General features: G+C 61.9%; 15 protein-coding genes. 8 read left to right on the forward strand and 7 right to left on the reverse strand.

Annotated elements, in window-relative coordinates:
• The 4 genes from LB513_RS16295 to LB513_RS16310 form a co-directional block, all read right to left on the reverse strand.
• Positions 1–282, reverse strand: a 282-nt coding sequence (locus LB513_RS16295) for an ATP-binding cassette domain-containing protein (RefSeq protein ID WP_224664526.1), incomplete at its 3' end; no start/stop codon positions are given.
• Complete coding sequence (locus tag LB513_RS16300; RefSeq protein ID WP_224664527.1) at positions 279–1,109, reverse strand: ABC transporter permease; 831 nt, start codon at positions 1,107–1,109, stop codon at positions 279–281. The genes LB513_RS16295 and LB513_RS16300, both read right to left, overlap by 4 nt.
• Entirely contained in the window at positions 1,106–2,092 is a 987-nt protein-coding gene (locus LB513_RS16305; RefSeq protein WP_224664528.1) for an ABC transporter permease, read from the reverse strand. The genes LB513_RS16300 and LB513_RS16305 overlap by 4 nt, the downstream gene beginning before the upstream one ends.
• A gap of 129 nt (positions 2,093–2,221) precedes the next feature.
• Complete coding sequence (locus tag LB513_RS16310) at positions 2,222–3,832, reverse strand: ABC transporter substrate-binding protein (RefSeq protein ID WP_224664529.1); 1,611 nt, start codon at positions 3,830–3,832, stop codon at positions 2,222–2,224.
• 354 nt (positions 3,833–4,186) lie between these two features.
• On the opposite strand from LB513_RS16310, the gene LB513_RS16315 reads away from it, so the two are divergent.
• Entirely contained in the window at positions 4,187–5,377 is a 1,191-nt protein-coding gene (locus tag LB513_RS16315) for a M24 family metallopeptidase (protein WP_224664530.1), read from the forward strand.
• Between the two features lie 69 nt (positions 5,378–5,446).
• Here the strand turns inward: LB513_RS16315 and LB513_RS16320 are convergent, their stop codons facing one another.
• Genes LB513_RS16320 through LB513_RS16330 form a run of 3 tightly spaced genes read right to left on the reverse strand, consistent with a single transcriptional unit; the run spans position 5,447 to position 7,938 of the window.
• Positions 5,447–5,863: a cupin domain-containing protein gene (locus tag LB513_RS16320; RefSeq protein ID WP_224664531.1), complete on the reverse strand. Its 417-nt coding sequence runs from the start codon at positions 5,861–5,863 to the stop codon at positions 5,447–5,449.
• Between the two features lie 3 nt (positions 5,864–5,866).
• Positions 5,867–6,730 carry a phosphoenolpyruvate hydrolase family protein gene (locus LB513_RS16325; RefSeq protein ID WP_224664532.1) on the reverse strand — a complete coding sequence of 288 codons (864 nt, stop codon included), beginning with the start codon at positions 6,728–6,730 and terminating at the stop codon, positions 5,867–5,869.
• Positions 6,731–6,741: 11 nt separating this feature from the next.
• Complete coding sequence (locus tag LB513_RS16330) at positions 6,742–7,938, reverse strand: Tm-1-like ATP-binding domain-containing protein (RefSeq protein ID WP_224664533.1); 1,197 nt, start codon at positions 7,936–7,938, stop codon at positions 6,742–6,744.
• Between the two features lie 52 nt (positions 7,939–7,990).
• Between LB513_RS16330 and LB513_RS16335 the strand changes: the two genes are divergently transcribed.
• From LB513_RS16335 to LB513_RS16365, 7 genes are all read left to right on the forward strand, one after another.
• Positions 7,991–8,647, forward strand: coding sequence for a TetR/AcrR family transcriptional regulator (locus LB513_RS16335; RefSeq protein WP_224664534.1), 657 nt, complete (start codon positions 7,991–7,993; stop codon positions 8,645–8,647).
• Between the two features lie 373 nt (positions 8,648–9,020).
• Entirely contained in the window at positions 9,021–10,337 is a 1,317-nt protein-coding gene (locus LB513_RS16340; RefSeq protein WP_224664535.1) for an ABC transporter substrate-binding protein, read from the forward strand.
• Positions 10,338–10,403: 66 nt separating this feature from the next.
• On the forward strand, positions 10,404–11,309 hold the full coding sequence (locus tag LB513_RS16345) for a carbohydrate ABC transporter permease (protein WP_224664536.1): 906 nt from the start codon (positions 10,404–10,406) through the stop codon (positions 11,307–11,309).
• A gap of 1 nt (position 11,310) precedes the next feature.
• Complete coding sequence (locus LB513_RS16350) at positions 11,311–12,270, forward strand: carbohydrate ABC transporter permease (RefSeq protein WP_224664537.1); 960 nt, start codon at positions 11,311–11,313, stop codon at positions 12,268–12,270.
• On the forward strand, positions 12,267–12,488 hold the full coding sequence (locus LB513_RS16355; protein ID WP_224664538.1) for a hypothetical protein: 222 nt from the start codon (positions 12,267–12,269) through the stop codon (positions 12,486–12,488). The genes LB513_RS16350 and LB513_RS16355 overlap by 4 nt, the downstream gene beginning before the upstream one ends.
• Positions 12,485–13,588, forward strand: a complete 1,104-nt coding sequence (locus tag LB513_RS16360; RefSeq protein ID WP_224664539.1) for an ABC transporter ATP-binding protein — start codon at positions 12,485–12,487, stop codon at positions 13,586–13,588. The genes LB513_RS16355 and LB513_RS16360 overlap by 4 nt, the downstream gene beginning before the upstream one ends.
• Entirely contained in the window at positions 13,588–14,691 is a 1,104-nt protein-coding gene (locus LB513_RS16365; protein ID WP_224664540.1) for an ABC transporter ATP-binding protein, read from the forward strand. Before LB513_RS16360 ends, LB513_RS16365 begins: the two co-directional genes overlap by 1 nt.
• Positions 14,692–14,721: the final 30 nt, after the last annotated feature.

Here is a 14,721-nt window from a genome sequence, read left to right on the forward strand (position 1 = left end):
CCCCTCTGTCCTGCCGGACATGTCCGGCAGGACAGAGGGGGGTGCCTGGGCGCCCGACGTCGATGGGAGGAACCAATCGATGCGTCCTCCAACCTTGGCTGACGCCGGCAACAACCCCGCTAAGGCCAGTGCCAGCGTGCTCTTGCCGGAGCCGCTTTCGCCTATGATGGCGAGGCGCTCGCCTGCAACGATATCGAGGCTGATCCCCTCCAGCGCTGCCGCCGCGCTGCCGTCGCGGCGGTAGGTCACGGAAAGGTCGCGGATCGAAGCCAGCACCGTCACGACAGGCCTCGCCTTGTCGCCGTCGTCTCGACAATGCCTTCACCGGCGAGATAGACGCCGAGAACCGTCAGCATTAACGCTATGCCCGGGACGATCGACAGGAATGGCGCGGTGCGCAGGACGGCGCGGCCTTCGGCGATCATGCCGCCCCAGGTAACCCGGTTTGGGTCGCCCAGGCCAAGAAAGGACAAGGCCGCCTCGGTGAGGATCGCCGCGGCGACGATCACAGACGACATCGCCAGCACCGGAGGCAGCGCATTGGGCAGCACTTCGCGAAAGGCGATTTCGAGCGGATGCATGCCGATAACCCTAGCGCCGGCGACGAAATCGCGTTCGCGGATGGAAAGCACTTCCGCCCGTGCAACCCTGGCGGGTCCGGTCCAGGTTCCGAGCGCGATGGCAGCGACGACAACGCCGAGCGACGGTCCGACCACGCTGACGAAGGCCAGCGCCAGCAGGAAGCTCGGCACGGTCTGGAAGGCATCGGTGATGCGCATCAGCACCTCGTCGACGAGGCCGCCGGCAAAGCCGGCCAGCGTGCCGACGAAGGAGCCGATGGCGAGTGCCGCCGCCGCTGCCGCAAGCCCAACCGCCAGCGAGGCGCGGGCGCCATGGAACAGTTCGGCCAGCACGTTTCGACCAAGGCGATCGGTGCCGAGCGGTAGCGACCAGTCGTGAAATGGCGGCAACAGGGGGGGGCCGGCGATCGCTTGCGGGTCGCCTGGAAAAATCAGCGACGCCGATAGCGCCATGGCGATGAGCGCCGCCAGGAGCAGCGTGCCGGCAAGGGCCTCGGGCGTGCGCAGGAAACGGCGAAGAGGGCTCACGCGCCGGCCTCATTGGCACCGACGCGTGGGTCCAGCAAGGCATAGGCGATATCGACGAGCAGGTTGATGACGATGACCAGAACGGCGCTGACGAGAATGATGCCAAGCAGCAGAGGGGTGTCGCGCGCGGCCACAGCTTCCTGGGCCAACCGGCCGAGGCCCGGCACCGAAAAGACGCTCTCGACGACAACGCTGCCGCCAAGCATCTGCGCCGACTGCAGGCCGAGCATGGTGACCAGGGGCAGCAGTGCATTGCGGGCGACATGGGCAAGCACGATGCGGGGGCGAGACAATCCCCTGGCGAGGGTGGCCAGCACGAAATCCTGCCGCCATGCCTCGGCCATGCCGGCGCGCATCATGCGCAGATAGAGCGCAAGGTAGATGAAGCCGAGCGCCGACACCGGCAGGACGAGATGGGTGGCGATGTCGGCGGCACGGTCGAGGCCGGTCTTGTCGGAGGCCAGCGTTTCGATGCCGCCGATCGGCAGCCAGCGAAGGTTGACCGCAAAGACGACGATCAGCAGCAGGCCGAACCAGAAGCCAGGCACGGCATAGAGCGCGAGCGAGCCGATCGACAGGAGGCGGTCGCGGGCACTGCCGGGTCTGGCGCCGGCATAGATGCCGAGCAGCGAGCCCAGCCCGAAGGAGAGCGCGGTGGCGCTGCCCATCAAGAGCAGCGTGTTGGGCAGCCGCTCAACGATGACGTCGCGTATCGGCCTCGAGAAGGTAACCGACTGGCCGAGATCGAGATGCAGCAATGCCCAGAGATAGGTGGCAAGCCGTGTAAGCTCCGACTGATCGAGGCCCCAGCGATGACGCAACAATTCGATCATTCCGGCGTCGCCACCGGTCGCGACGACATAGGCGTCGACTGCGTCCCCCGGCGCTGCCTCGAGCAAAAGAAACGTGCCGATGATGACGATCATCAGCACGAAGATGCTGCCGACGACGCGACGGCGCAGCAGGATGAGGGCTCGGCTCATGGAGGCGGGAGCGCGATATGCTGGCAAGGTCGGTGACGAGGCACCCCCCTCTGTCCGGCAGGACAGAGGGGGGCCTCGTACAACTCAATGGCCACGATTCTACTGCGAATTTTCATCCGCGAAATACTGTCATGATTCCAGATACGTGTCGGCCCAGTTCGACACCGCCCAGCGCGGGTTGTTGGCGATGTTGCCGACCGTCTCGCGCGCGACGCTGATGAAGCTCCATTCCGCGACGTTGATCAGTGGCAGGTCGGCGGCTACCTGCTTCTGGAACTCCTTGTAGAGATCGGTGCGGGCAGCGCTGTCGAGTGTCTCGGATGCCTTGGCGATCAGGGCATCGAGAGCGTCGTTCTTGTAGCCGCCCTGGTTAGAGAACGGCACGCCGCTGGGAATTCCGCTCTGCACCAGGATGGTTGTCGAGATCGCCGGGTCGCCTCGGAACACGGGCGGACCGACCGCAAGGTCGAAGGCGTGGTCGGTGTAGACGGCCTTTATGTGCGCGGCGGAATCATTGTTGACCAGCTGGGCGTCTATGCCGATTGCGGCGAGCGCCTGGCGCAGATAGTCGCCGAACTGTTTGGTCTCGTTGAAATAGGGTGCCGGCAAAAGCCTGAGGGTGAAGCGCTTGCCGTCCGGACCCTTCTTGTAGCCGGCTTCATCGAGCAGGGCATTGGCCTTGGCGACGTCGAAGGCATAGTTCGGCACATCAGCGGTGTAGAATTGGGGATCGTTCTTGGGCACGGGGCCGGTGGCGGTAGCGGCGTAGCCGAGGAACACCGTCTTGACGACGAAATCCTTGTCGATGGCATGCGCGATTGCCTGGCGTACTTTCAAATCCGCCAGTTCCTTTCTGCGATGGTTGATCTCGACGACGAGCTGATAGGTCAACCCTTCGTAGCCTTTGCTTATGACCTTGAGGCCAGGCACTTTGGAGATGCGGTCGAGGTCGGCCAGCGGGACGGCTGAAAAGGCGGCGAGCTGGATTTCTTCTGCTTCCAGCGCGCTGGCAGCCGAGGTGCGGTCGGGCAGCACCTGGTATATGATCTCGTCCAGATAGGGCTCGTCCTTGCCCCAGTAATCGTTGTTTTTCGTCAGCCGGTAGTATTGTCCGGGCTTGTACTCGCCGAATTTGAACGGGCCGGTGCCGATGGGCGCGTTGTTGGCCGGGTTGTCTTCAATCTTGCCAATTTCGTAAATGTGCTTCGGTACCACGCTGCTCAGCGCCGGCAGTGCGTTGCGGATCAACTGGAACGGCGTCGGCTTGGCGAATTTGAAGACCGCGGTGAGACTGTCGGGCGTCTCGACGGCAGCCAGATCCTTGAAAACTGTGCGGCCAAGGTTCTGCAGCGGCTTCCATATCTGCAGCGCCGAGAAGGCGACGTCGGCCGAAGTGAAGGGCTGGCCGTCATGCCATTTGACGCCGACGCGCAGTTTGAATGTCACCGAGAGGCCGTCGGCCGCGCCTTCCCAGCTCAGCGCCAGCCGTGGCGCAAGCCCATCCTTCCCCTCGTAGGAGGCTTCCGCCAGCGTCTCGACGATCTTGCTAGAGATGAAGAAGACACCGTTGGAGGCGACAATCGCCGGGTTGAGATTGCGGGGCTCGGAATCGGCGGCGAGCACCAGCCGTCCGCCCTTCTTCGGCGTTTGCGTCCAGCCTGATATCGGCATGGCGGCGGAGGCCAACAGCATTGCAGAACCGGCAAGCAGTTTGCGTCTGGAAATCGTGAAACCTGACATGATGGAACTCCGTCCTCTCCGCGACCCGCTAGGTCCCCGAACGCCGGTGAACCGTCAGCGTCCTTGACCTGCGATTATGAGCTTTGCGGAGCGTTTCGCCAGGGCCGTAATTGGCGCTTTCTGGCTTGGCGTTGGAATTTTCGTTCTCTGGACTAGTAGCGTCAAAAACTCGTATGGTAATCTGGTAGGACCAGATGCATGATATCTGCCGCGAAAGATTAGAAGGTGAGGTCCATTACCGGCGGCTTGGCCCTTGCTGGCTGCACCAGTGTAAACAAGAGGGCGCAGATTGCTGGCGGCGACGGGACCGGGAGTAGCGGCGGCGGTCCCAGGCGATATTCGGGGAGAGAGGCAATGAACATAGCTCCGGGCAAGAGTGCCGTCGGCAACGTCCCGTTCGACCAGGCAAGGGTCGACGGCCTCATGGAGGAGGCTGGTGTCGACGTCTTGCTCGCGACCTCGAAGCACAACACGCAATATCTGCTGGGCGGCTACAAATTCATCTTCTTCGCCGCCATGGATGCGATCGGCCACAGCCGGTATCTGCCCATCGTCGTCTATGAAAAGGGCGGACCGGATCATGCGGCCTATATCGGCAACCGCATGGAGGGTGGTGAGCACCAGAACAATCCATTTTGGACGCCGACGCTGCACGCCGCTTGCTGGGGAACGCTCGATGCCGCCAATCTTGCCGTCGAACATCTGCAAAAGATCGGCATGGCGGGTGCGCGCATCGGCATAGAGCCAGCTTTCCTGCCGTCCGACGCTTACATGCTGATCCGTAAGGCGTTGCCAGATGCGAAGCTGATCGACGCGACAGGCATGCTCGAGCGCATGCGCGCCATTAAAACCGATGCGGAGCTGGAGAAGCTGCGCACAGCCTCGGAGCTCATCACCGATTCCATGCTGGCGACCATCGCCTGGGCGCGCGAAGGCTCAACCAAGAGCGACATCATCGAAAGGCTGCGGCGCGAGGAAACCAATCGCGGCATCCATTTCGAATATTGCCTGCTGACGCTGGGGTCCAGCCACAACCGAGCCGCCTCGCCGCAGGCCTGGAAGACGGGCGAGGTGATGTCTATCGATTCCGGCGGAAATTATCATGGCTATATTGGCGACCTTTGCCGCATGGGCATATTGGGAGAGCCCGACGCCGAACTGGAGGATCTGCTGGCCGAGGTCGAGACGGTGCAGCAGGCAGCCTTTTCAAACGTCAGGGCCGGGACGTTGGGCGGCGACATGGTTTCGCATGCGGAATCTGTGCTGAAGGGTTCGAAAGTGGCGCCCTACACGGATTTCTTCGCGCATGGCATGGGCCTGATCACGCATGAAGCACCGTTCCTGATGACCAACCATCCGGTGACTTACGAAGGCACCTATGCGGACAAGCCGCTGGAGAGGAACATGGTGCTGTCGGTCGAGACGACGATGCTTCACCCGACGCGCGGCTTCATCAAGCTGGAAGACACGCTGGCGGTCACGGAAACCGGCTATGTGATGTTCGGAGACCGTGGCCGCGGGTGGAACAGGGGCGGGATTTCATAAGATCGTTGCGCTCGCCCCTCGATACTCTGTGGGGACAATGAGGGGCGGCGCCATTTATGGAAGAGGCGCTCACTGTCCCGGCGGGATCAGCCTGAAATCCGGTAGCTCCCGCAAGCCAAGTTCGGGACCGGCGGGGGAATAGACAACGAAGAGCTGCATCGGCCCGTCGCCCGTATTCAGCGTCGAGTGAAACCGGCTCTCCGGCACATAGATGGTACAGCCGGGACCGACTTTCTCGACCACCGGGTTGCCTTGCTCGTCCTCGACCATCTGTTCGCCATTGCCCGAGACGACGAAGATGATCTCCTCGGCACCAGGATGGTTGTGGCGCGTGTGGCCCTTGCCTGGCGGCAGGTCGACGACGCCGCCCGAAAAGCGGGTCGCGCCATTGACCTCAGGCGCCACGGTCAGCGAAAGCTTGCCCCAGTCGAAGCCAAAGGCGCTGACATCCTTGGGGTAGACAAACACCTTGCTCTTGTCGATCATCGCTCATCCCTTCCTTTTCTTGCCAATCTTCTCGCCGCCAAGCGTCACAGACTTGAAGTCGGCGGTCTGCCTGGCGATCGCTGCTTCCGCCGGCAGCCGTTCCATGGAACTGGCGCCATAGAAACCGTGCAGTCCCTTGCAGCGGCCGAGAATGTAACGGGCATCGTCGGGCATCGAGATCGGGCCGCCATGACAAAGCAGGATAACGTCCTTGCGGACCGAGCGCGCGGCATCGGCGATGGCGTCGATCTCGACCACGCAGTCGTCGAGCGACTTGGCCGAGGTGGCGCCGATCGAGCCGCCTGTCGTTACGCCCATATGGGCGACGATGATGTCGGCGCCGGCCTTAGTCATGGCGCGCGCCTCGTCGGGATTGAAGACATAGGGCGTGGTCAACAGGTCGAGCTTGTGCGCCTCGCCGATCATGTCGACCTCGAGCCCGAATCCCATGCCGGTCTCCTCGAAACTCCGTCGCATGGCGCCGTCGAACAGGCCGATGGTGGGAAAGTTCTGCACGCCGGAAAAACCCATCGTCTTCAGCTCGGCCAGCAGCAGCGGCATGATGACAAACGGGTCGGTGCCGTTGACTCCGGCCAGCACAGGGGTGTGCCTGACAACCGGCAGCACCTCGTAGGCCATCTCCTTGACGATCTCGTTGGCATTGCCGTAGGCGAGGAGCCCCGCGGCCGAGCCGCGCCCCGCCATGCGGTAGCGGCCCGAATTGTAGATGATGATGAGGTCGATGCCTCCGGCCTCCTCGGCCTTGGCCGATAGGCCGGTGCCGGCGCCGCCGCCGACGATGGGCACGCCTTTGTCGATCATTGCGCGGAATCTCTTCAATATATCCTTGCGCGGTATGGCGGGCATGTCGGCCGATCTCACTGTCTTGCGATGTCGAGGAAGGCGGCAGCGGCCGCCCTGGCGAATTCCGGATCGTTAATGTGCAGGGGCAACCGGGTCAGACGCCGCGTCGCATTGGGCTGGATGGTGCGTTCGATGGCATCGAACAGCACGGCATCGGCGGCCGGGTCATGAAACGCGCCGCCTTCGATGTCGAGCGCGGAGACGCCTTTTTCCGGGATCAGAAAATGCACGGGTCCGTCGCAGCGGGCGAGCCTGGATCCAATCCATTCGCCAATCTCCCGGCATTCAGACGCCGTGGTGCGCATCAGGGTGACATTGGGATTGTGCTCGTAGAACAGCCGGTCGCGATACTGAGCCGGAATGGTCGAGGGCGCCCAGAAATTGATCATGTCGAGCGCGCCTACCGACCCGACATAGGGCAGGCGGGTGCGGGCTATGGCGCCGAAACGATCTTCGGTCGCCGGCAGGACGCCGCCGAACAGGAAATCGCAGACTTCCGTGGTGGTGATGTCTATGACGCCGGACAACAGGCCGCTGTCGGCCAGCTTTTCCATGCTGCGGCCACCCGTGCCGGTGGCGTGAAAGACCATGCAGTCATAGGTGGAGCGCAGCTCCTCAACGATTGCCGTGACGCAAGGCGTGGTGACGCCGAACATTGTGAGGCCGATCGACCTTTTGCCGTCGGGCGGCGGCGCCGGCCTTGCTGCCATGCCCGATATAGCCTGGGCGGCATTGTGCAGAACCACGCGCGACAGCCGGTTCAAGCCGGCCATATCGGTCACGGAAGGCATCATGATGATGTCGGAGACGTCGACATAGGGGGCGGTGTCGCCGGAGGCGAGGGTCGAGACCATGATCTTGGGCAGGCCGAGCGGCAGAGCGCGCATGCCCGATGTGACGATCGACGTACCGCCGCCGCCGCCGATGCCGATGATGGCGGCAATGTCGTCTCGCGACTGGACGAAGCGGGCGAAGGCGATGCCCATCGCGGTGACGGCGGCACCGCGATCATTGCCGCCGAGCACGGCTCCGGCGCCGCCAGGGTGATAGCCGGCCATCTTCGTCGCGGTAATGTCCACGGGGACGGCGGCCTCGCGCGTCCCGACATCGACCCGCGAAACTGCAGCGCCGGTGGCGGCGATCGCATCAGCCAGGAAGGCGAGTTCCTCGCCCTTTGTGTCGGCGGTGCCCACTACATAGATGCGCTTCATTGGCGCCTTCCAAGCTTATTGCAAATTTTTGAGACGCGCGTATCGTATTGATATGGATGTCTCACGTCAACACGCTGCAACGGGCGACGACAGCGCTGGGGGAGCCGAGCGCGGTCCCCGCGCGCGCACCAAACGGCTGATGCTGGAGACGGCGATAAGGCTGATGCAGGCGGGCGTCACGCCTTCCGTCAGCGAGGTCGCGGAGGCGGCGGAAGTCTCCCGTGCGACTGCCTACCGTTATTTCCCAAGCCAGGCGGCCCTGGTGAAGGCTGTCGTCGACGAGGGGCTCGGGCCGATCCTGACCTGGCGGTCGAATTCGGCGGACGCCGGGCGAAGAGTAGCCGATCTGTTCGATACGGCCATGCCGCGCATCGATGCCTTCGAGGCGACGTTCAAGGCAGCGCTGAAGCTGTCGCTCGATCAGTGGGCAAGGCGTCAGGCCGGCACGCTGGGCGGCGAACCGGCCTTCACGCGCGGCCATCGCATCGACTTGCTGCAGGAGGCGATCGCGCCGCTCAAGGACAGGCTGCCGCCACGCGAGTTCAAGCGGCTGGCGCAGGCGTTGTCGCTGATCTTCGGGGTCGAAGTCCTGATCGTGCTCAAGGATATCTGGGGGCTCGACAGTGCCGGCACGATGTCGGTGGCGCAGTGGGCGGCTGGAGCGCTGGTGCGAGCGGCGGTCGCGCAATCGGCTGATGAGGGAGGATAGCAACAGCAGTCGATGCCGAAGATCTGGTTCGACCAGATTTAAACGGCTGCCGCTGATATTATCTGGAACCTTGAACGCCGATCAATATCGAAATCTATCATTGAGTAGGAAAAAGCGGGCAAAACAGACAGATAATGCGCCAATCGAGTGGTGGTGGCGTTTTCCCGGCACCAAGAAAGAGCTTGACGGCGGCGCAAAATTGGTAATACCAGATTGTTCAGAAAAAGCGGATCGAATGTGATAACGCGATCCATTTTCCGGCAGGGCGAGGAGGCTCCAACCGGAAAGGTGCGATCATGGGAGGAACTACCAGAGTCGGTCCAGTTGCCGGCTCGCACGATAAGGTAGAACGCGCACAAGGGAGGAAATCATTATGCGCAAGTTAGTGACCAGCGTACTTGCTGGTATCGGCCTGACGCTTGCCTGCGGCACATCCGTTTACGCGCAGGAAAAATCACTCACCATCTTCTGGGCGGAATGGGATCCGGCGAATTATCTGCAGGAACTCGGCAACGAGTACGAGAAGGAAACCGGCGTCAAGATCACGGTGGAAACCACGCCGTGGGCCGACTTCCAGACCAAGGCCTTTACCGAGTTCAATGCCAAGGGCAGCGCCTATGATCTCGTCGTCGGCGACTCGCAATGGCTGGGCGCCGCCTCCGAGGGCGGTCACTATGTCGACCTCACCGATTTCGTGAAAGAGAACAAGGTTCTCGACAAGATGGCTCCGGCCACGGTGAAGTATTACTCCGAATATCCGGGCAATAGCGGCAAATACTGGGCTATCCCGGCCGAGGGTGACGCTGTCGGCTGGGCCTATCGCAAGGACTGGTTCGAGGACCCGAAGGAGATGGAAGCGTTCAAGGCCAAGTATGGCTACGAACTCGCCGTTCCGAAGACCTTCAAGGAACTGACCGATATCGCGGAGTTCTTCAACAGGCCCGACCAGAACCGCTATGGCATCGCCATCTACACGCAGAACCAGTACGATGGTCTGGCCATGGGCTTCGAGAACGCGCTGTTCTCCTATGGCGGCGAACTCGGCGACTTCAGCACCTACAAAGTGGACGGCGTCATCAACTCCGACAAGGCCGTCGCCGCGGCCGAGAACTATCGCAAGCTGTTCGGCTTCACGCCTCCGGGCTGGACCAACGCCTTCTTCGTCGAGAACAACCAGGCGATCACTGAAAACCTGGCCGCGATGAGCATGAACTTCTTCGCGTTCTTCCCCTCGCTGATCAACGAGGCCTCGAACCCCAATGCCAAGAACACCGGCTTCTTCGCCAACCCGGCAGGTCCCGGTGGCGAGCAGTTCGCTGCGCTCGGCGGCCAGGGCATTTCCGTCGTCTCCTATTCCAACAACAAGGAAGAGGCGATGAAATTCCTGCAGTGGTTCATCAAGGACGAGACGCAGAAAAAGTGGGCAGCTCTTGGCGGCTACACCTGCAACAAGTCCGTGCTTGAATCGGCGGAGTTCCAGAACGCCACGCCTTATAACAAGGCCTTCTACGACACGATGTTCAAGGTGAAGGACTTCTGGGCGGTGCCGGAATATGCGGAACTGCTGCAGCAGCTCAACCAGCGTGTCTACCCGTACATCGTCAATGGTGACGGTACGGCCAAGGATACGCTGGACGCGCTGGCAAAGGATTGGGACGCCACGTTCAAGAAGTACGGCCGCGTCAAGTAAGACCACATGCAGTGCGGGGGAGGCACGAGCCTCCTCCGTTTTCTTTTTCAGCTACGGGAGCAGGTCTTGGCGACAACAATGATCACACCGCTGAATACCTCTTCCAGGGCGGCCTCTCGCGGTCTCAGCGATATTTCCATCCGCAATCTCTTCATCATCCCGACGATCGTGTTCCTGATCGTCTTCAACATCTTCCCGCTGATCTATTCTCTTGGCTATTCCTTCACGGATTTTCGCGCCTCGACCAATGCGCCGGCCAATTTTGTCGGCCTCAAGAATTATCGCGAGCTCCTCAACGACCCTTATATCTGGAACAATTTCGCGGTGACCGCGAAATACGTCATCGTCTCGGTCCTCGGCCAGGTCATCGTCGGCTTCGGCACTGCGATGCTGCTCAATCGCGATATTCCGCTCAAGGGCCTGATCACGACATTGCTGCTCTTGCCAATGATGCTTTCGATGGCGGTGGTCGGCCTGTTCTGGAAACTGCTCTATGATCCGTCCTGGGGCGTCATCAACTGGGTACTCGACCTCGGCAAGTTCCAGTGGCTCGGCGACCCGAAGATGGCGCTTTACGCGGTCGCGTTCACCGACATCTGGATGTGGTCGCCCTTCGTCATGCTGTTGTCGCTGGCCGGGCTTTCGGCGGTACCGAAGCATCTTTATGAAGCGGCCGCGATAGACCGCGCCGGACCGTTCTACACCTTCTTCCGCATCACACTGCCGCTGGTTGCGCCGATCCTGATGATCGCGGTCATCTTCCGCACCATGGAGGCCTTCAAGACATTCGACCTTGCCTATGTGCTGTCGACCCAGCCGAGCACCGAAGTGATTTCCATCCGGCTCTACAAGATGGCTTTCCAGGAATGGCAGACGGGGCGCTCCTGCGCGCTTGCCTACATCGTTCTGATCATGGTGCTGGCGATCACCAACATCTACGTGAAATACCTCAACAAAGTTAAGGAGCGCTGAGATGGCGGCCGTCCAGACCTCGGGAGAACGGGCGCTCAACAAGATTGCCATTGTCGCCGTTCTTGTGGTGACAATCATCTTCCTGGCGCCGATCTATTGGATCGTGTCGACCTCGTTCAAGCCGCGCAATCTCGCCACGACCGTGCCGCCGACCGTGGTGTTCGAGCCGACGATCTCGCCCTTCGTCAAACTGTTCACGAAGCGCTCCCAGTTGCGCAGCCCGCCAACGGCCGAAGAATATGCAGCCGCCCCCTGGTGGGAGCGGGTCGTCTTCGACGGCGGCGAAAAGATCGTGCGCGATGGCCAGGGCCAGGTGCAATGGTCGGGATATCCCAGCCGCTTCCTGAACTCGCTCATCATCGCCATCACCTCGACGGTGCTGGCGGTCGGCATGGGAACATTCACCGCCTACGGCTTCTCTCGCTTCAAAGTCAAAGGGGAGGCGGATCTGCTCTTCTTCATCCTGTCGACACGCATGTTGCCGGCAGTGGTGGTCGCCATTCCCATGTTTCTGATGTACCGGGCAGTCGGCCTCAACGACACGCATCTCGGCCTCATCATCCTCTACACCGCCTTCAACCTGTCCTTCTCCGTGTGGCTGATGAAAGGTTTCATGGACGAGATCCCGAAGGAGTATGAGGAGGCGGCCCTTGTCGATGGCTACACGCGAATGGAGGCGTTCTTCAAGATCGTGCTGCCGGAGGCCGCCACCGGCATCGCCGCCACCGCCGTGTTCTGTTTCATCACAGCCTGGAACGAATACGCGTTCGCTCTGATCATGACCAACCGCCGCGCGCAGACCGCGCCGCCCTTCATCCCCAGCCAGGTCGGTTCCGGCCTGCCGGACTGGACGGTGATCGCCTCGGGAACTTTCCTGTTCCTGCTGCCGGTTGCCATCTTCACCTTCCTGCTCCGTAACCACCTGTTGCGCGGCATGTCCTTCGGAGCGATCCGCAAATGAGTTTTCGCGCCATCAACCAGAAATATCTCGAGCCCGGATCGCAGATCCTGATGGTGCTGGGCATCGTTGCGCTCTGTCAGCCCTGGAACCTTTTGTTGCACGCCTATGGCCTGACCATCATCCTGATCGGGCTGATCGGCTTCAACATCACCTCGAAGATCGCGCCTGAGGAGAAGGCCGGCACCGGCCAGGTGCGAAATCCGGGAGCACAGCATTGACCCAGATCGAGCTTCGCGGCGTCCAGAAATTCTTCGGCGCTGTCCAGGTCATCAAGGACCTCAATCTCAAGATCGACGACAACGAGTTCATCGTGCTGCTCGGCCAGTCGGGATGTGGCAAGACGACGACGTTGCGCGCCATCGCGGGACTGGAGACGATCGACGAGGGCGACATCCTCATCGACGGCAAAGCGATCCAGCATCTGAAAGCCGCCGATCGCGACATCGCCATGGTTTTCCAGTCGTTCTCGCTTTACCCGCATATGAGCGTCTACGAGAACATCGCCTTTCCCCTGCGCGCTACGCGCAAGAGCAAGTCCGAGATCGACAGCGAAGTCCGCTCGGTCGCCAAGACGCTGCAGATCACAGATCTGCTCGAAAAGAAGCCGTCGGCGCTCTCGGGCGGTGACATGCAACGCGTCGCCATCGGGCGGGCGCTGGTGCGGCGGCCCAAGGCGATGCTCATGGATGAGCCGATCGGCGCGCTCGACGCCAAGCTGCGCGAGGAGATGCGCGCCGAGATCAAGCGGCTGCACATCAAGCAGGGTTCCACCACGATCTATGTCACGCACGACCAGATCGAGGCGATGAGCCTCGCGGACCGTATCGTCATCATGCATGAAGGCATGCTGCAGCAGGTCGGCTCGCCCGACGAGGTCTACTCGCGCCCGGCCAATCTGTTCGTGGCGCAGTTCGTCGGCAGCCCGGTAATGAATGTCGCGGACGCGGCCATATCCGAGACGACGTCTTCGGCATCGGTGACAGTCGGTGGCGCCGAAGCCGGGTTCGAGTTTCCGCGGACGTTGTTGTCGAAACTCAACGGCCATGCCGGTGGCGAGCTGGCGCTCGGCATTAGGCCGGAGGGCGTCCTCATTCGCCGCGACGCGGCGGAAGGATTCCTGCCTGTCGAGACGCAACTGGTCGAGCCGCTCGGATCCTTCGACATCGTCGATCTCAAAGTGGGCTCCAAAATGCTGCGCGCCCGCACCAGGAGCGGATTCGTCGGCGGGCCCGGCGAGAAAGTGTTTGCACGGATCGACCCAAGCCAGGCGCATTTCTTCGACAAAACGAGCGGCAAATCGCTTGGGGTGAGACTTTAATGGCCCATATCCAGCTCAAGAACATCTCGAAGACATTCGGCAATCATACGGCCTTGACCGGGCTCGACCTCGAGATCGCCGATGGCGAGTTCTTTGTCCTCCTCGGCGAGACGGGCGCCGGCAAGACGACGACCCTGCGATTGGTGGCGGGACTGGAGCAGCCCAGCGAAGGCCAGGTCTTCATTGACGGCGTCGACGTTGCGGCTTGGGGAGCTGCCGAGCGCGACGTGGCGCTGGTGCTGCAGCAATATTCGCTTTATCCGCGCTATACGGTGCGGCAGAACCTCGAATTCCCGCTGAAGCCGAAGAGCCGCCGGTTGCCCGATGCCGAGATCAAGGACCGGGTCGACCGCGCTGCGCGAACACTGAGGATCGAGCACCTGCTGGAGCGCAAGACCGACCGGCTGTCCGGCGGCGAAATGCAGCGTGTCTCGATCGGCCGCGCCATTGTGCGCAAGCCGCGCGTGTTCCTGATGGACGAACCGTTGTCGGCGCTCGACGCCAAGCTGCGCGAGGCGCTGCGTACGGAACTCAAGAACCTGCAGATGCAGCTTGGCGCAACTTTCCTGTTCGTGACACACGACCAGATTGAGGCGATGTCGATGGGCGACAAGGTCGGCGTCCTAAACCATGGCCACATCGTCCAGACCGGAACACCGCACGAGATCTACAACAACCCGCGCGACACCTATGTGGCGAGCTTTGTCGGTTCGCCGCCCATGAACCTGGTCGATGGCAAGCTCCTTAACGGCCGCGCCGTGATGGCGGAACCGAATTTCGAGCTGCCGTTTGCGGGCGGAGCCACGACGTTCGGCGGGTTGAAGACTGACGCGGCAACCGACGGCCGCCCCCTTGTGTTCGGCATCCGCCCGGAGGATGTCTATCTTGAAAGCGGCGCGCCGGTGGAGGCGCGCGTCCACGACGTCGAAAACCATGGCGTGGAGAAGGTCCTGACCCTGCGGGTGGGCGACACCACGTTGCGCGCCACGGTTCCCGCCAGGACTGATGTGGCGATTGAACAATCGGTGCGCTTCGCCTGGAACGCCGACAAGGTCGTGCTGTTCGACAAGGGAAGCGGGGTCAGCTTGCGGCACGCCGTCTGAGGTCCGCTGCTTCGGCGAGCCGAAGCAAGG

Source organism: Mesorhizobium sp. ES1-1 (genome assembly GCF_020164785.1).
GTDB lineage: Bacteria > Pseudomonadota > Alphaproteobacteria > Rhizobiales > Rhizobiaceae > Mesorhizobium.